This is a genomic window from Sphingomonas degradans, assembly GCF_053502645.1.
This window is the reverse complement of the sequence record NZ_CP177172.1, coordinates 2,754,434-2,770,336: the sequence shown is the minus strand read 5'-3', so window position 1 is coordinate 2,770,336 and position 15,903 is coordinate 2,754,434. Positions and strand designations below refer to the sequence as shown.

Genomic DNA, 15,903 nt, shown 5'->3' with positions numbered 1-15,903 from the left:
CTACAGCGCCGCCGATATCCGTTGGCGGGGAGAGGAACGAGCGTGACGGAATTTCCCGTGCAACTCGCCCTGACGGGCGTCGAGGGACTGGACGATATTCTTGCCGGCGGGCTGACTCGCGGGCGGGTCTTTCTGTTGGAAGGCAGCCCGGGCACGGGCAAGACGACCATCGCCACCCAGTTTTTGATGGAAGGCGCGGCGCGGGGCGAGAAGTGCCTGTATGTCACGCTGTCCGAAACCGAGGATGAGATGCGCGAGAGCGCGGCCTCGCACGGATGGGACCTGAGCGGGGTCGAACTGTTCGAGCTGGTCCCGCCCGAAAGCCTGCTCGACGAGCACCAGCAACAGAGCCTGCTCTATTCCTCCGACCTGGAACTGGGCGAGACGACGCGGCGGATCTTCGAGGCGTTCGAGCGGGTGCAGCCGTCGCGCGTGGTGCTGGACAGCCTGTCCGAAGTACGCCTGCTCGCGCAAAGCTCGCTGCGCTATCGCCGGCAGATTCTGGCGCTTAAGCACTTCTTCTCGACCCAGAATGCGACCGTGCTGATGCTGGACGACCTGACGGCCGAGGCGGCGGACAAGACCGTGCACAGCGTGGCGCACGGCGTGATCCGGCTGGAGGAACTGTCCCCCGAATATGGGCCGGAGCGCCGCCGCGCGCGGATCATCAAGTACCGCGGGCGGCGCTTTCGCGGCGGGTTCCACGATTTCGTCATCGCGCCGGGCGGGGTCCGTGTCTTCCCGCGCCTGGTGTCTGCCGAACACAAGACGCGCTTCGATCGCGCGATGGTGAAGAGCGATTCGCCTGAACTGGATGCGCTGCTCGGCGGTGGTATCGAACGCGGTTCCAGCGTGCTGGTGCTGGGGCCGGCGGGCACCGGCAAGTCGCTGCTTTCGCTCACCTTTGTCGCCTCGGCGGTCGCGCGCGGCGAACGTGCCGCGATGTTTGTGTTCGACGAGGAAGTGGGCCTGTTCTTCGACCGGGCACTTGGGCTCGGCATCGACATGCAGGCGATGGTCGATGCGGGCAGCCTGTTCATCGAACAGGTCGATGCCGCCGAATTGTCCCCCGGCGAGTTCTCGCAGCGGGTCCGGTCGCGTGTCGAGCAGCACGACGTCCGCACCATCGTGATCGACAGCCTGAACGGGTTTCAGGCGGCAATGCCGGAAGAGAATGCGCTGATCCTCCACATGCACGAATTGCTGCAATATCTGAACCGCAAGGGGGCGACGACCTTCCTCACGGTGGCGCAGCACGGGCTGGTCGGCGACATGAAGGCGCCGGTGGACGTGACCTATCTGGCCGACACGGTCGTGCTGCTGCGCTATTTCGAGGCGGCGGGGCGGGTGCGCCGCGCGATCTCGGTCATCAAGAAGCGCACCGGCGCGCATGAGGATACGATCCGCGAATACCGGATCGGTCGCACCGGCGTTCGCCTGGGCGAGCCGCTGGTCGGGTTCCAGGGCGTGCTGCGCGGGGTGCCCAGCCTGATTGCCGACGCGACGGCCTCCCCTTTGCTGGAAGACGTGCCCGCGTGATCCCCAATATTTCGGAACGCGCGATCCTGCTCACGCCGCACGGGCGCGATTCCGCCATTGCGGGCGCCATTCTGGCCGAGGCGGGGTTGCGCACGCAGGTTGCTGCATCGTTGGCGGAACTTGTGGAGGAATTGGAGCGCGGGGCCGGCTTCGCGCTGCTGAGCGAAGAGGCGCTGCTGACGACCAACCTGACACCACTGGCCCACTGGCTGGAGGCGCAGCCGGAATGGTCGGATTTCCCCTTCGTCCTGCTGACGCGGCAGGGCGGGGGGATCGAACGCAACCCGGCAGCGCGGCGGTTCCTAGACATGCTGGGCAATGTCACGTTCCTGGAGCGCCCGTTCCACCCGACCACGCTGGTCAGCCTGGCGCAATCGGCATTGCGCGGGCGGCGGCGCCAATATGAGGCGCGGTCGCGGCTGGAGGAGCTGCATCGCGGCGCCGACAAATATCGCTCGCTGTTCGAATCGATCGATGCCGGGTTCTGCGTCATCGACATGGTGTTCGATGCGGACGGCAAGCCGGTCGACTATGTGTTTCTGGAGGCCAACCCCGCCTTCGCGCGGCAGACGGGCCTGGAAGATGCCGTCGGCAAATCGATGCGGTCGCTGGCGCCGGGGCATGAGCAGCATTGGTTCGACATTTACGGCAAGGTCGCGATGACCGGCGAGCGCGTCCGGTTCGAGGAACATGCCGAGGCGCTGGGCGGCATCTGGTACGACGTCTATGCCTTTCGCGTCGGCGAACCGCCCGACACCCATGTCGCGGTGCTGTTCACCGATATTTCGGACCGGCGGAAAATGGAGCTGGCGCTGCGCGAGAGCCAGGAACGGCTCAAGCGGCTGAACGAGACGCTGGAGGAGCGCGTGGCCGAGCGCACGCACGAGCTGGAGCTTGCGCAGGAAGCGTTGCGGCAATCGCAGAAGCTGGAATCGATGGGCCAGCTGACCGGCGGCGTGGCGCATGATTTCAACAACCTGCTCACCCCGATCGTCGGCAGCCTGGACCTGTTGTACCGGCGCGGCGCCGGCACCGAGCGCGAGCGCAAGCTGATCGAAGGCGCCGTGCAGTCCGCCGATCGCGCGCGGATGCTGGTCCAGCGGCTGCTGGCGTTCGCGCGGCGCCAGCCGTTACAGGCGACCGCGATCGACGTGGGACAGTTGGTGCACGACATGGCCGATCTGATCGCCAGCACCTGTGGCCCGCGCGTGCGGCTGGACCTGCAGGTCGCTGACGATCTTCCGCCCGCCTGCGCCGATGCGAACCAGATCGAAATGGCGCTGCTCAACCTGGCAGTGAATGCGCGCGACGCGATGCCCGATGGCGGCACGCTGACCATCGCAGTGGCGGGCGTAACGCAGGCGGCGGACAACGTCGCCGAACTGCACGCCGGGCGCTATGTCCGGCTGACCGTTCAGGACACCGGCGTCGGCATGGATGCGGAAACGCAGGCGAAGGCGGTCGAACCGTTCTTCACGACCAAGGGAGTCGGGCAGGGCACCGGGCTGGGGCTGTCGATGGTGCATGGCCTAGCCGCGCAGCTGGGCGGCGCGCTGACGATCGAGAGCGCGCCGGGCGCGGGCACGGCGATTCACTTGTGGCTCCCGGTCAGTGCCGTGCCGCTGCAACAGCCGGTGGCGACGACGGACTCCGCGCCGGCGGCACAGGCATGCGGCACCGTGCTGGTGGTCGATGACGAGGATCTGGTGCGCGCCAGCACCGCCGACATGCTGTCCGACCTGGGCTATGCCGTGATCGAGGCGGATTCGGCGGAACAGGCGCTTGCCGTGCTCGAACGCAATCCCGCCATCGACCTGCTCGTCACCGATCACCTGATGCCCGGCCTGACCGGCACCGACCTGGCCGAACGCGTCCGCGCGATGCGGCCAGGGATGCGCGTGCTGCTGGTGTCTGGCTATGCCGAGACGCGGGGCATTTCGGCGGACCTGCCCCGGCTGTCCAAACCGTTCAAGCAGAACGACTTGGCAATGAGCCTGTCGCAGCTTTGATGGCTATTTAAGCCGCATCTCCAGCCCCGCGACGACCAGCACCACATGGTCTGCCGCCGCCGCCACCCGCTGGTTCAACCGCCCGGCGATGTCGCGGAAGCGGCGGGCGAGGGCGTTGTCCGGGACGATGCCGAACCCAACCTCGTTGCTGACCACGAACACCGGGCAGGGGGCCGCCGCCAGTGCCGCGACCAGAGCGTCGCTGGCCGCATCGGGATCGGCATCGGCGAGCAGCAGGTTGCTCGCCCATAATGTCAGGCAATCGACCAGCAGCACGCGCCCCGGCGCCGCTTCGCGCAGGATCGCGGCGGGGAGATCGGTGGGGCATTCGACCGTGCGCCATTCGGGGCCGCGATCGGTGCGGTGGCGGTCGATCCGGTCGCGCATCTCGGCGTCGAATGCCTGCGCGGTCGCCAGATAGACGCGCTCGCCCGGCACGCCTTCGGCCAGCGCCTGTGCCCGCGCGCTCTTGCCCGAACGCGCGCCGCCCAGCAGCAACGTTACCCTGGCGTCCGTCATTCCCGCTTGCCCTGTCACTGTCTCGCTCATAAGGGGCCTATGCGTCAGGTTCCCAGGGATGGGAATAATAGGGAACGCGGAAGCCGGCGGAAATGCCGGTAAGCCGTGGCTGTCCCCGCAACTGTGACCGGAGAGCGGTCGCCCCACATGCCACTGGCTGCGCGAGCAACCGGGAAGGCGGGGCGGGCGTGATGACCCGGGAGCCAGGAGACCTGCCTGACGCGGTCGGTCCTTTGCGCGGACGGGGTGTTCAGCGTGATCGAGGTTCTTCCTCGCGTGACGACATCGTTCGGGGTGGCGTGCGTGGAAGCGATTCCTCGCTGGTCCTGGTGTGTCTTCGGCGCGCGCGACCCCTGGTTGTTAGACAGGGGAAAGTGATGAACACCCGTATTATCTATGCGTCCGCAGCATCGTTGCTGCTTTCCACCACCTCGGCCTTTGCGCAGCAGGCGCCCGATACGGTCGCGACCGACAGAGACCAGATCGTGGTCACCGCCGGCCGCACCGCCGAGCCGCTGTCGCGCGTCGGCCAGTCGATCACCGTGATCGATGCCCAGGAAATCGCCCGCCGCCAGACCGATACGGTCGCCGATCTGCTGCGCACCACGCCCGGCGTCTCGATCAGCCGCAACGGCCCGATCGGCGCCAGCACTGCCGTGCTGATCCGTGGCGCGGAAAGCGACCAGACCGCCGCGCTGATCAACGGCGTCAAGCTCAACGATCCGTCGTCGCCGGGCGGCGGCTTCAACTTCGGCAATCTGCTGATCGGCAATATCGAGCGGATCGAAGTGCTGCGCGGGCCCTCTTCGGTGCTGTGGGGCAGTCAGGCGATCGGCGGCGTCGTCAACATGATCACCGCCCAGCCGACCGAAGTGCTGACCGTCAATGCGCGCGGCGAATATGGCTATCGCAACACGGCGCAGGGCGTCGCGAACGTGTCGGGCAAGGTCGGCCCGCTCTCGTTCAGCGGCGGCGGCGGCTATTTCCGCACTGACGGCATCTCGGCGTTCAGCGAGGCGCGCGGCGGCAAGGAGAAAGACGGCTACACCAATTACGGCGCCAACCTGGACCTGCGGCTCGCGCTGACTGACGCAATCTCGGTCGATGCGCGCGGCTATTATTCGGACGGCAAGGTCGGGATCGACGGCTTCCCGGCGCCGACCTATGCCTTTGGCGACACGAAAGAGACGTCGAAGTCGCGCGAGTTCGTCGGCTATACCGGCCTGAACGTCGCGCTGTTCGACGGGCGGCTGCGCAACCGCGTCGGCTATGCCTATACCGACACCAAGCGCCGCAATTTCGATCCTGATTCGGTGCCGACCGAGACCTTCGCCGGCAATGGCCGCAACGAGCGGCTGGAATATCAGGGCGTCGCCGACATCCTCGACCAGGTCCAGGCGACCTTTGGTGCGGAGCGCGAGACTTCGCACTTCACCACGTCCAGCTATGGCGGCCCGCAGACGCGCGGGCGGGCGCAGATCGACAGCTTCTATGGCCAGCTGGCCGTGACGCCGGTGTCCGGGCTGACCGTGACCGGCGGCGTGCGGCGCGACGACCACAACCAGTTCGGCGGGCAGACCAGCTTTGCGGCCAGCGGTGTGTTCTCGCCCAATGGCGGCTCCACCACCTTCCGCGCCAGCTATAGCGAAGGGTTCAAGGCACCGACCTTGTACCAGTTGCAGAGCGAATACGGCAACGCGCGGCTCCGGCCGGAGCGGGCCAAGGGATGGGATGCGGGCATCACCCAGCGCGCGCTGGATGGCGCAGTCGAGGCAAGCGCCACCTATTTCCGCCGCAACGCGACCGATCTCATCAACTTCGTGTCGTGCGCAGCACCGCTGACCGGCATCTGCACCGGGCGCCCCAGCGGCACCTATGACAATGTCGCCAAGGCACGGTCCGAAGGCGTCGAGCTGACGCTGGCGCTGCGCCCGGTCGATGCGCTGCGGTTCGCGGCGAACTACACCTATACCGACGCGACCAACCGGTCGGAGGGCACTGCCAATTACGGCAAGAAGCTGATCCGCCGCCCGGATCAGACGATCAATGCGTCGGTCGACTATCGCCTGCCGTTCGGGCTGACGACGGGGGCCACGGTCACGTCGATCGGGTCGAGCTACGACACCGCCAACAACAGCCGCAAGGTGCAGGGCTATGTCCTCACCGACATCCGCGCGGCGCTGCCGGTGCGCGAGGGCGTGGAAGTCTATGGCCGCATCGAGAACCTGTTCGATGAGCGGTACGAGACGATCTATCGCTACGGCAGCATGGGCCGCGCGGCCTATATCGGCGTGCGGCTGCGCTACCAGTGATGGAACGCGACCAGATCGGGCCCTTCGCCGTCCATGGCGGGCGGCTCGATCTGGCGCGGGTGCATTTCCCGGAGGTGACGTGCTGGTTCGACCTGTCGACCGGCCTTGCCCCGTGGAGCTATCTGGCGCGGTGGGAACAGGACTGGATCGAGCGTCTGCCCGATCCGGCGGCGCTCACCGCGCTGGAGGCCTCTGCCGCCCGCTATTTTGGCGCACCGGCCGAGGCAGTGGTCGCGGTCCCGGGGAGCGACGTCGCGCTCCGGCTGCTCGGCGCGCTGCTCCCCGGACGCGCCGCCGTGGCGCGCCCCGGCTATTCGGGCCATGTCGCGATGTGGGGCGGGCGCGACGTGCTGCCTGTCTCCGCCGACACGCTCGCTATTGAAGACGCCGACACGCTGGTGCTTGCGCGACCCGGCAACCCCGATGGCGCGATTGCCGACGCCGCCGCGCTGGAGCGCACCGCCGCGACGCTGGCGGCACGCGGCGGGCATCTGATCGTGGACGAGGCTTTTGCCGACATGATCCCCGACGCCAGCCTTGCCGCCAGCGGCTGGCCGGGGCTGATCGTGCTGCGATCCTTCGGCAAGTTCTTTGGCCTGGCCGGGCTGCGGCTGGGTTTCGTCATCGCGCCACCGGCGATCGTCGCCGGGCTGCGGCAACTGCTGGGCGACTGGCCCGTGTCTGGCCCGGCGGTTGCGATCGGCAGCATAGCCTATGCCGACACCGCCTGGCACGCGGCGCAGCGGGCGCGGATCGCGGAAGGCGCGGCGCGGCTCGATGCGCTGTTGGCCGGCGCGGGACTGGCCATCGTCGGCGGCACGCCGCTGTTCCGGCTGGTAGAGACCCCCGCGCGCGACGCGCTGTTCCGCCACCTTGCCACGGGCGGCCTGCTCACGCGCCCCTTTGCCGATGCGCCCACGCGGCTGCGCCTCGGCCTGCCCGGCAGCGAACGGGCATGGGCCCGGCTGCACCACGCGCTTGACACCTGGAGACTGTGATGACGGAACCCGAAGACCAGTTCGCCCGCCACAATGCCCGGATGAAGCGGGTGCAGGAGGCCCGCGCCAAGATCCAGGCGCGCCATACGCTGGAGCGCGGGCTGCTGATCGTCCACACCGGCAACGGCAAGGGCAAGTCCTCCTCCGCCTTCGGCATGGCGATCCGCAGCCTGGGATGGGGGATGAAGGTCGGCATCGTCCAATATGTGAAGGGATCGTGGGAAACGGGCGAGAAGACCTTTTTCCAGGCCAATCCCGACCTGCTCACCTTCGAAGTGATGGGCGAGGGCTTTACCTGGGACACGCAGGACCGCGCCCGCGATATCCAGGCGGCGCGCGCGGCGTGGGAGCGATCGAAGGAACTGATCCTCGACCCCGCCTATGACTTCGTCATCCTCGACGAACTGAACATCGTGCTGCGCCACGACACGCTGCCGATCGAGGAAATCGTCGCGTTCCTGAAAGAGCGCCCGCTGACCAAGCATATCTGCATCACCGGGCGCAGCGCGAAGCCCGAGCTGATCGAGATGGCCGACCTCGTCACCGAATTCGCCGAAGTGAAGCACCCGTTCAAGGCGGGGTTCAAGGCGCAGAAGGGCGTCGAATACTGATGCGGCGCGCGCTGCCCATCCTGCTGCTGCTCGGCGGATGCGGCGCGGCGGCGTCGGGCAGCGATGCGCCTGGCGGACCGCGCGTGGTGTCGATCAATCCGTGCGTCGACGCGGTGCTGATGCACGTCGCCGATCCGGCGCAGATCGCGGGGATCAGCCATTATTCGCAGGACCCCGACGCGACCTCGATCGACCTCGCGCTCGCCCGCAGGTTCAAGGCGACGTCGGGCACGGCGGAGGAAGTCGTCGCGCTGCGCCCCGATCTGGTGATCGCCGGCGCCCATGTCGCCCCGGCGACCATCGCCGCGCTCAAGCGGATGCATATCAAGCTGATCCAGTTGCCCGTGCCGGACAGCATCGCCGAAAGCACCGAACAGGTCCGCACCATCGCCAGCGCCATGGGCCATGCCGATCGCGGCGAGGCGCTGGTCGGCGCGATCGACCGTGCCGTCACGCGGGCGCAAGTGGCGGGCGCGGCGCCGGTGCCCGCGCTCATCTGGCAGAGCGGCGGGCTCGTCCCCGGCGCGAAGACGCTGCCCGACGAATTGCTGCGCGTCAGCGGGTTCAGCAACTTGAGCGCGGCCTATGGCCTCAAGCGGTGGGACGTGCTCCCGCTCGAATATCTGGTGGCGCGCCCGCCGCGCGTGCTGTTGTCGGTCGGCGATGCGGGGCAGGGCGACCGGATGCTCAGCCACCCGGTGCTCAAGCGGCTGCACGCGAACATCGCGGTGCGCGCCTATCCCGAGCGGCTGATGCACTGCGGCGGCCCGACGATCATCGACGCCACCGCGCGCCTAGCCGCGATCAGGAGTAGCTTATGAACCGGGCGTTGCGCCTGAACCTGTTGCTGGGCCTTGCGGTGGTGGCGGCGATGGTCCTTTCGGTGATGGCGGGGAAGGTGTGGATTCCGCTCTCCGCCCTCAACAGCGGCGATCCGCGCTGGCTCATCATCGTCGAGCTGCGGCTGCCGCGCACCGTGCTGGCGGCGCTGATCGGCGCGGCGCTGGCGCTGTCGGGGGCGGCGATGCAGGGCTATCTGCGCAACCCCATGGCCGATCCGGGGCTGTTCGGCGTGGCGCCGAGTGCGGCGCTGGGCGCCGTCCTGTCGCTCTATTTCGGCTATACGGCCCAGGCATGGCTGTTGCCGGCCTTCGCGCTGGCGGGGGCGGCGGGGGCGATGGCGCTGCTGGCACTGATCGTCGGGCGATCGGGCAATATCCTGCTGTTCACGCTGGCTGGGCTGGTGCTGTCGAGCATTGCCGGATCGATGACCGCGCTGGCGATCAGCCTGTCGCCCACGCCCTTTGCGACGTCACAGATTGTGACATGGCTGGCGGGCGCGCTGACCGATCGGAGCTGGGACGATGTCGCGGTGGCCGCGCCGATCGTCGCCATTGGTGCTGCCCTGATCGCCGCCACGGGCCGCGCGCTCGACGTGCTGACGCTGGGCGAGGGCGCGGCGCGATCGATGGGAGTCGATCCGGTGCGGCTGCAATGGCTGATCGTCGCGGGCGTCGGCCTGTGCGTCGGCGGATCGGTGGCGAGCGCGGGGATCATCGGCTTTGTCGGGCTGATCGTGCCGCATCTGGTGCGGCGTCTGGCGGGCAACAGGCCGTCGGCGGTGCTGCTCCCCTCGGCGCTTGGCGGCGCGTTGCTGCTGCTGCTGGCGGACAGCCTGGTCCGCGCTGCGCCGACCGTCAGCGAACTGCGGCTGGGCATCGCCATGTCGATGCTGGGCGGGCCGTTCTTCCTCTATCTGCTGCTCAGCATGCGCCGGAGGCTGGCATGAACACACTGGTTGCACAGGGGCTGACGGTGGCGCTGGGCGGCGCGACCGTGCTCGACGCGGTGGACGTGACCTTTGCGCCGGGCCGGGTGACGGCGGTGCTGGGGCCCAATGGCGCGGGCAAGTCCAGCCTGATGGCGTGCCTTGCCGGGCTGCGCAGCCCCGATGCCGGGCAGGTGCTGCTGGGCGGGGTGCCGCGCGCGGCGCTGGGGCGGCGCGAAGTCGCGCGGCGGATCGGCTATCTGCCGCAGAGCGCCGATGTGCATTGGGATATCGACGTGGCGACGCTGGTGGGGCTGGGCCGCTATCCGCATCGCGGGCGCTGGGGCGAGAGCGAGGCAGATCGCGCGGCGGTGGCAGCGGCGATGGCGGCGACCGACGTGACGCGCTTCGCCGCGCGCCCGGCCAACACGCTGTCGGGGGGCGAGCGGGCGCGGGCGCTGCTCGCGCGCGTGCTGGCGGGGGAGCCCGAATGGCTGCTGGCCGACGAACCCTTCGCCAATCTCGATCCCGCGCACCAGCTCGACGGGCTGGACGGCCTGCGCCGTGTCGCCGCGCGGGGCGCCGGGGTGGTGGTGGTGGTGCACGACTTGAACCACGCCGCGCGCGTCGCCGATGCCGTGGTGCTGCTGCGCGAAGGCCGCGTAGTGGCGCATGGGGCCCCCGATGCGGTGCTGACGCCTGCGCTGGTCGCCGAGACCTATGGCGTGACCGTGCATGTCGGAACGACGCCCGAGGGGCAGCGATTCCTGATCCCCACGGGGCGCAGCGGCTGATGCTAGACCGGGGCGAACTGGTGCTGGCGACGCTGATTGCCGAGGCGGCGATCGGCTATCCGGCCGCGCTGTTCGCGGCGATCGGGCATCCGGTGAGTTGGGTAGGCGCGCTGATCCGGGGCATCGAGCGGCGCTGGAACCACGGCGCGGCGGCGCGGCGGCGGGTGGCGGGGGTCGCGTTGCTCGGCGTGCTGGTGGCGGTTGCCGGCGCGCTCGGCTGGGGCGTCCAGTGGCTTTGCGGCGGGGGCTGGGGGCAGCTTGCGGTGATCGCGGTTGCGACGACCGGGCTCGCCCAGCGCAGCCTGTACGATCATGTCCGCGCAGTCGCGCTGCCGCTGCGCGCCGGCGATGTCGAGGGCGCGCGGGCAGCCGTGTCGCGCATCGTCGGGCGCGATACGGCGAAGCTGGACGAAGGCGGCATCGCCACGGCGGCGATCGAGAGCCTGGCGGAGAGCTTCTGCGACGGGGTGCTCGCGCCCGCATTCTGGTTCCTGATCGGCGGGCTGCCGGGGCTGTTCGTGTGCAAGGCGATCAGCACGGCGGATTCGATGGTGGGCCACCGCACCGCCCGGTTCGAGGCATTCGGATGGACATCGGCCCGCGCCGACGACGCCGTGAACTATATCCCGGCGCGGATCGCGGGCGTGTTGCTGTGCATCGCCGGGGCGGGCGGATGGCGGACGATGTGGCGCGACGCGCCGCACCACGCCTCGCCCAATGGCGGATGGCCCGAAGGCGCGATGGCGGGCGCGCTGGGGCGGCGGCTGGGCGGGCGCGTCGCCTATGACGGCGAACCCAGCCGGCGCGCAGTGCTGGGGCGCGGGCCGGTGCCCGATGCGCGCGATCTCGACAGGGGGTTGCGGATGTATCTGCGCGCGTGCCTGTTGCTATGGATCGGCGTGGGGGGCGTGGCATGGCTGCTGTGATGCTGCAAGGCACGGGCTCGGACGTCGGCAAGTCGGTGCTGGTCGCCGGGCTGTGCCGTCTGTTCGCCAATCGCGGACTGACGGTGCGCCCGTTCAAGCCGCAGAACATGTCGAACAACGCCGCCGTCACCGCGCCCGACGCGCAGGGGCGGCGCGGCGAGATCGGGCGGGCGCAGGCGCTCCAGGCGATGGCGTGTCGCACCCCGCCGACGGTGGACATGAACCCCGTGCTCATCAAGCCGCAGTCCGATACCGGCGCCCAGATCGTGGTGCACGGACAGGTGGTGGGGCCACTGGCGGCATCGGGCTATCAGGCGCGCAAGGCTGAGTGGCTGGGCGCAGTGCTCGAGTCCTATGCCCGGCTGCGGGCGCAGGCCGATCTGGTGATTGTCGAGGGCGCGGGCAGCCCGGCGGAGATCAACCTGCGCGCGGGCGACATCGCAAACATGGGCTTTGCCCGCGCGGCGGGTGTGCCGGTGGTGCTGGTGGGCGACATCGACCGCGGCGGGGTGATCGCGTCGCTGGTCGGCACCCATGCGGTGCTGGAGCCCGAGGACGCGGCGATGATCCACGGCTTCCTCATCAACAAGTTTCGCGGCGATCCGCGCCTGTTCGACGATGGTTATCGCGCGATCGAAGCGCGGACCGGCTGGCCGGGGCTGGGCGTGGTCCCCTGGCTCGCCGCAGCGCGCCGGCTGCCGGCCGAGGACGCGGTGGTGCTCGACACGGCACAGGCCGGGGCGGGGACAGTGACGATCGCGGTGCCCATGCTGTCGCGCATCGCCAATTTCGACGATTTCGACGCACTCGCGCACGAACCCGGCGTGCGGCTGGTGATGGTGCCGCCGGGCCAGCCGATCCCCGGCGACGCCGCGCTGGTGATCCTGCCCGGCACCAAGGCGACGATCGCCGACCTCGCCTTCCTGCGCGCGCAGGGATGGGACGTCGACATCGCCGCGCATGTCCGGCGCGGCGGGCGGCTGCTCGGCATCTGCGGTGGATACCAGATGCTGGGCGAGAGCATTGCCGACCCCGACGGCGTGGAGGGCCCGCCCGCCACTGTGCCCGGCCTTGGCTATCTGCCGGTCGAGACGCTGCTGACGGGGGACAAACGGCTGACCGAGGTGCAGGGCGAGAGCGTCGCCGAGGGTGCCGCCTTCACCGGCTACGAGATCCATGTCGGGCGCACTTCCGCGCGGGCGCCGCTCGACCCGCTGCTGCGGCTGGGCGACGGTACGGCTGAGGGGGCGATCAGCGCCGATGGCCGCATCGCCGGCTGTTACATCCATGGGCTTTTCAACCATCCCGCCCAGCGCGCGGCATGGCTCGCCCGGCTGGGGGCCGCGTCGGACGGCATCGACCAGACCCACCGTGTCGACGCCGCGCTCGACGCGCTGGCCGAGGGGCTGGCCGCGCATATCGACACCGAAAGCCTATTTTCCATCGCAGGGACTGCATCATGATCGACCAAAGCCTCGCATGGGCGCGCCTCGACGCGCTGGCCAAGCCCGCCGGCAGCCTGGGCAAGCTGGAGGCCGTGGCGGCGCGGCTGGCGGCGATTCAGCAGCGGCTGGACCCGGTCACGCGCCCGCGCCGGCTGGTGCTGTTCGCCGGCGATCACGGCGTGGTGGCACAGGGTGTGACACCCTGGCCCTCCGCTGTCACGGGGATGATGGTGGGCACGATCCTGGCCGGGCGGGCGAGCAGCACCGCGCTGGCGGCGGCGCAGGATTGCGACGTGCGGCTGGTGGATGTCGGTGTCCAGTCGCCGCCGCCCGGACCCTATCCGGCGCATTATCGCTCGGCCCGGGTGGCGCCGGGCACCGCCGATCTCTCCATCGGCGCCGCGATGTCGGTCGCGCAGTTCGATGCCGCATGGGCGGTCGGCGCGGACGAGGCGCGGCAGGCGATTGCCGAGGGGCACCGCATCCTGATCGCGGGCGAGATGGGCATCGGCAACACTACCCCCGCCGCGTGCCTCACCGCGCTGCTTGCCGGGGTGCAGGCGGCGCAGGCGGTTGGACGCGGGGCAGGCGCCGACACTGCGATGCTGGACAACAAGATCACCGTCGTCCGCAGCGCCGTCAGCCGCGCGCAGGTGCTGCTGAGCCGGGACGTGCGCGCCGCCATCGCCAGCGTGGCGGGGTTCGAGATCGCGGCTATGGCCGGGTTCCTCGCCGCCGGGGCTGCCGGGGGGGCGACGCTGTTGCTCGACGGCTATGTCGTCACCGCCGCCGCGCTGGTGGCCGAGCGGCTGGCCCCCGGCACCATCGACGCGCTGATCGCCGCGCACCATTCGGCGGAGCCCGGCCACGGTGCCGCGCTGGCCGCGCTGGGGCTGGAGCCGATGCTCGACTGGCAGATGCGGCTGGGCGAGGGAACGGGCGCGCTGGTCGCGCTGCCGTTGCTCGACAGTGCGGCGGCGATCCTGCGCGACGTGGCGCTCCTGTCCGAACTGGGCGCCTGAGATGGGCGCGACCTGCCCGTGGTGGGCGCCGCCGCTGCTGGCGGTGCAGTTCCTGACGCGCATCCCGGTGGGCGGCACGGCGGGGCTGTCGTCAGCGCAGGTCGCCACCGGGCTGGTGCGCGCCACCGGCTGGTTCCCGCTGGTCGGCGCGCTGGTGGGGGTCGTTACGGCGGGCGTGGCAGTGGGGTCGGCGATGTTGTGGCCCGCCTGGGTCGCGGCGCCCATCGCGCTGATCGTCGAGGCGCGGCTGACCGGCGCGTTCCACGAGGACGCGGTCGCCGATTTCTGCGACGGGTTCGGTGGCGGCCACACGCCGGAGGATATTCGCCGCATTCTGAAGGACAGCCGCATCGGCAGCTATGGCAGCGTCGGGCTCTTCCTCGCGCTGGCGCTGCGTGGCGGGCTGCTGGTCGCGTTGCTCCAGACGCTCCCCCCGCTTGCCGCCGCCGCGGCGATCGTCGCCAGCGCCACGCTGGGGCGGCTGCTCGCGGTCGCCATGATGGCGATCGTGCGCCCCGCGCCCGCCGGCACCGGGCTGGCCAAGGATGTCGCGAGCGGTGTCGGCATCGGCACGCTGGCGGTTGCGTGCCTCACCAGCCTGCCGGGGCTGGCCGCGTTCGCGCTGGCGGAGCCGGGGCGGCTGGCAATAGCGCTTGTGGCGTGCGGCGGCTTCGCGCTGTGGTTCCGCGCGCTGTTGCTGCGCCGGATCGGCGGGAGTACCGGCGATTGCCTGGGGTTCGCCGCTTATGCCGGGCAGTTGCTCCTGCTGCTGGCAGCCGCCGCGCAGTGATCCTGCTGGTCCGCCATACGCAGGTGGCGCTGCGCTGGCGGGGCCGCTGCTATGGGCAGAGCGACGTGGGTCTCAGCCGCGCCGGACAGGCGGAGGTGCGCGCGCTGGCGCAGTCGCTGGCCGCATGGGCGCCCGATCGGGTGCTGTATTCGGGACTGCGCCGTACCGCATTGCTCGCAGTGCCGCTGGCCGCGCGCGCCGGTGTGGCGTGCGAGGCGGTCCCTGCGTGGCGGGAGCGCGATTTCGGCAGCTGGGAAGGGCGCAGCTGGAACGCGATCTACCGCGAAACCGGCAACGCGATGGACGGCATGATCGATGCGCCGGGCACCTTCCGCCCCGGTGGCGGCGAGACGACGTTCGACCTCGCAGCCCGCATCGCGACTGCGCTGGCGATGCTGCCGGCAGGGCGGATCGCGATCGTCACCCATGGCGGGCCCATCGCCGCTGCGCGGGGCATGGCCCGCCGAGTCGCACCGCGCGACTGGCCCGCGCTGGTGATTCCGACGGGGAGCCATGTCGAGATCGATCGGCGGACGGCAGCGGACATGGTAAATCGCGTCCAAGCATTGACCGACAAGCCTTTGATGCCATGGCAGGACGCCAGTAATGGTTGAAGAGGGGCTTGATTGCGCTCCGGCGAAGCGCTGTAATCGCCGGCTGGATAGGGAGAAATACTGAGTCTGTCCCAGACGCGATATTGGTAGAGCAACGCTTGAGAGGTAACGCCATGAAGACCGATGCCCGCGCTGAACTGCTCCGCGATCATGCCGCGATCGAAATGTTATCGGTCCGGCTGTCGACTCTGATCGCGCAGGAGGCGGAGCCGGAGGTGCTGGCGCTGGCGCTCGATCATCTGGTCCAGACCGTGGCGAGCCATCTCGAGGTTGAGGACGAGACGATCTATTGCCTCACCATGGAAAAGGAACTCGGCGCGCCGCCGGCAGAGGTCAGCCGCGCGCATGACGAGTTTCAGTGCCTGAAGGCAAATTGGGGCGCCTATCTGACCGCGTGGAAGGCCGAGGAAATCGCCGCCGACCGCGCAGGCTTTATCCGCGAGACCAAGGCGATGCTGCCCCGTCTGCGCGATCGCGTGCGGCTCGAGACGCACCTGCTCTCGCTGGTCAGCCGGTTCCCGGTCAGCGGGGGTGTGCCGGCATAACCCGCTAGAGC

At 69.7% G+C, this 15,903-nt stretch carries 15 protein-coding genes and 1 riboswitch; of the genes, 14 read left to right on the top strand and 1 reads right to left on the bottom strand.

Annotation, left to right across the window (positions count from 1 at the left end):
- Positions 1 to 42: 42 nt before the first annotated feature.
- Both ACG3SL_RS12530 and ACG3SL_RS12525 read left to right on the top strand, forming a co-directional pair.
- Positions 43 to 1,539, top strand: coding sequence for an ATPase domain-containing protein (locus ACG3SL_RS12530; RefSeq protein ID WP_448661480.1), 1,497 nt, complete (start codon positions 43 to 45; stop codon positions 1,537 to 1,539).
- Positions 1,536 to 3,548, top strand: a complete 2,013-nt coding sequence (locus tag ACG3SL_RS12525; protein ID WP_448661479.1) for an ATP-binding protein — start codon at positions 1,536 to 1,538, stop codon at positions 3,546 to 3,548. The genes ACG3SL_RS12530 and ACG3SL_RS12525 overlap by 4 nt, the downstream gene beginning before the upstream one ends.
- A 3-nt stretch (positions 3,549 to 3,551) precedes the next feature.
- On the opposite strand, the gene cobU is transcribed toward ACG3SL_RS12525, so the two are convergent.
- Positions 3,552 to 4,067, bottom strand: a complete 516-nt coding sequence (gene cobU / locus ACG3SL_RS12520; RefSeq protein WP_448661478.1) for a bifunctional adenosylcobinamide kinase/adenosylcobinamide-phosphate guanylyltransferase — start codon at positions 4,065 to 4,067, stop codon at positions 3,552 to 3,554.
- Between the two features lie 29 nt (positions 4,068 to 4,096).
- Positions 4,097 to 4,301, top strand: a riboswitch (cobalamin riboswitch).
- Between the two features lie 143 nt (positions 4,302 to 4,444).
- On the opposite strand from cobU, the gene ACG3SL_RS12515 reads away from it, so the two are divergent.
- The 12 genes from ACG3SL_RS12515 to ACG3SL_RS12460 all read left to right on the top strand — a co-directional run bounded on the left by ACG3SL_RS12515 (position 4,445) and on the right by ACG3SL_RS12460 (position 15,892).
- Complete coding sequence (locus ACG3SL_RS12515) at positions 4,445 to 6,379, top strand: TonB-dependent receptor plug domain-containing protein (RefSeq protein WP_448661477.1); 1,935 nt, start codon at positions 4,445 to 4,447, stop codon at positions 6,377 to 6,379.
- On the top strand, positions 6,379 to 7,377 hold the full coding sequence (locus ACG3SL_RS12510) for an aminotransferase class I/II-fold pyridoxal phosphate-dependent enzyme (RefSeq protein ID WP_448661476.1): 999 nt from the start codon (positions 6,379 to 6,381) through the stop codon (positions 7,375 to 7,377). The genes ACG3SL_RS12515 and ACG3SL_RS12510 overlap by 1 nt, the downstream gene beginning before the upstream one ends.
- On the top strand, positions 7,377 to 7,988 hold the full coding sequence (gene cobO / locus ACG3SL_RS12505) for a cob(I)yrinic acid a,c-diamide adenosyltransferase (protein WP_448661475.1): 612 nt from the start codon (positions 7,377 to 7,379) through the stop codon (positions 7,986 to 7,988). Before ACG3SL_RS12510 ends, cobO begins: the two co-directional genes overlap by 1 nt.
- Positions 7,988 to 8,809 (top strand): ABC transporter substrate-binding protein, encoded by an 822-nt coding sequence (locus ACG3SL_RS12500; RefSeq protein WP_448661474.1) that lies wholly within the window; start codon positions 7,988 to 7,990, stop codon positions 8,807 to 8,809. The genes cobO and ACG3SL_RS12500 overlap by 1 nt, the downstream gene beginning before the upstream one ends.
- Positions 8,806 to 9,777 carry a FecCD family ABC transporter permease gene (locus tag ACG3SL_RS12495; protein WP_448661473.1) on the top strand — a complete coding sequence of 324 codons (972 nt, stop codon included), beginning with the start codon at positions 8,806 to 8,808 and terminating at the stop codon, positions 9,775 to 9,777. The genes ACG3SL_RS12500 and ACG3SL_RS12495 overlap by 4 nt, the downstream gene beginning before the upstream one ends.
- Positions 9,774 to 10,550 carry an ABC transporter ATP-binding protein gene (locus tag ACG3SL_RS12490; RefSeq protein WP_448661472.1) on the top strand — a complete coding sequence of 259 codons (777 nt, stop codon included), beginning with the start codon at positions 9,774 to 9,776 and terminating at the stop codon, positions 10,548 to 10,550. The genes ACG3SL_RS12495 and ACG3SL_RS12490 overlap by 4 nt, the downstream gene beginning before the upstream one ends.
- Positions 10,550 to 11,476: an adenosylcobinamide-phosphate synthase CbiB gene (cbiB, locus tag ACG3SL_RS12485; protein WP_448661471.1), complete on the top strand. Its 927-nt coding sequence runs from the start codon at positions 10,550 to 10,552 to the stop codon at positions 11,474 to 11,476. The genes ACG3SL_RS12490 and cbiB overlap by 1 nt, the downstream gene beginning before the upstream one ends.
- Entirely contained in the window at positions 11,464 to 12,939 is a 1,476-nt protein-coding gene (locus ACG3SL_RS12480) for a cobyric acid synthase (RefSeq protein ID WP_448661470.1), read from the top strand. Before cbiB ends, ACG3SL_RS12480 begins: the two co-directional genes overlap by 13 nt.
- Positions 12,936 to 13,943 (top strand): nicotinate-nucleotide--dimethylbenzimidazole phosphoribosyltransferase, encoded by a 1,008-nt coding sequence (gene cobT, locus ACG3SL_RS12475; protein ID WP_448661469.1) that lies wholly within the window; start codon positions 12,936 to 12,938, stop codon positions 13,941 to 13,943. The genes ACG3SL_RS12480 and cobT overlap by 4 nt, the downstream gene beginning before the upstream one ends.
- A 1-nt stretch (position 13,944) precedes the next feature.
- Complete coding sequence (locus ACG3SL_RS12470; RefSeq protein WP_448661468.1) at positions 13,945 to 14,733, top strand: adenosylcobinamide-GDP ribazoletransferase; 789 nt, start codon at positions 13,945 to 13,947, stop codon at positions 14,731 to 14,733.
- Positions 14,730 to 15,347, top strand: coding sequence for a histidine phosphatase family protein (locus ACG3SL_RS12465; protein WP_448661467.1), 618 nt, complete (start codon positions 14,730 to 14,732; stop codon positions 15,345 to 15,347). The genes ACG3SL_RS12470 and ACG3SL_RS12465 overlap by 4 nt, the downstream gene beginning before the upstream one ends.
- 113 nt (positions 15,348 to 15,460) lie before the next feature.
- A complete protein-coding gene (locus ACG3SL_RS12460) occupies positions 15,461 to 15,892 on the top strand; it encodes a hemerythrin domain-containing protein (RefSeq protein WP_448661466.1) in 432 nt (143 codons plus the stop codon).
- Positions 15,893 to 15,903: the final 11 nt, after the last annotated feature.

Bases quoted from the DNA above. Each gene is read 5' to 3' on its own strand.
- cobU (WP_448661478.1), bottom strand. From the start codon at position 4,067: ATGACGGACGCCAGGGTAACGTTGCTGCTGGGCGGCGCGCGTTCGGGC.
- ACG3SL_RS12515 (WP_448661477.1), top strand. From the start codon at position 4,445: ATGAACACCCGTATTATCTATGCGTCCGCAGCATCGTTGCTGCTTTCC.
- ACG3SL_RS12510 (WP_448661476.1), top strand. From the start codon at position 6,379: ATGGAACGCGACCAGATCGGGCCCTTCGCCGTCCATGGCGGGCGGCTC.
- cobO (WP_448661475.1), top strand. From the start codon at position 7,377: ATGACGGAACCCGAAGACCAGTTCGCCCGCCACAATGCCCGGATGAAG.
- ACG3SL_RS12500 (WP_448661474.1), top strand. From the start codon at position 7,988: ATGCGGCGCGCGCTGCCCATCCTGCTGCTGCTCGGCGGATGCGGCGCG.
- ACG3SL_RS12495 (WP_448661473.1), top strand. From the start codon at position 8,806: ATGAACCGGGCGTTGCGCCTGAACCTGTTGCTGGGCCTTGCGGTGGTG.
- ACG3SL_RS12490 (WP_448661472.1), top strand. From the start codon at position 9,774: ATGAACACACTGGTTGCACAGGGGCTGACGGTGGCGCTGGGCGGCGCG.
- cbiB (WP_448661471.1), top strand. From the start codon at position 10,550: ATGCTAGACCGGGGCGAACTGGTGCTGGCGACGCTGATTGCCGAGGCG.
- ACG3SL_RS12480 (WP_448661470.1), top strand. From the start codon at position 11,464: ATGGCTGCTGTGATGCTGCAAGGCACGGGCTCGGACGTCGGCAAGTCG.
- cobT (WP_448661469.1), top strand. From the start codon at position 12,936: ATGATCGACCAAAGCCTCGCATGGGCGCGCCTCGACGCGCTGGCCAAG.
- ACG3SL_RS12470 (WP_448661468.1), top strand. From the start codon at position 13,945: ATGGGCGCGACCTGCCCGTGGTGGGCGCCGCCGCTGCTGGCGGTGCAG.
- ACG3SL_RS12460 (WP_448661466.1), top strand. From the start codon at position 15,461: ATGAAGACCGATGCCCGCGCTGAACTGCTCCGCGATCATGCCGCGATC.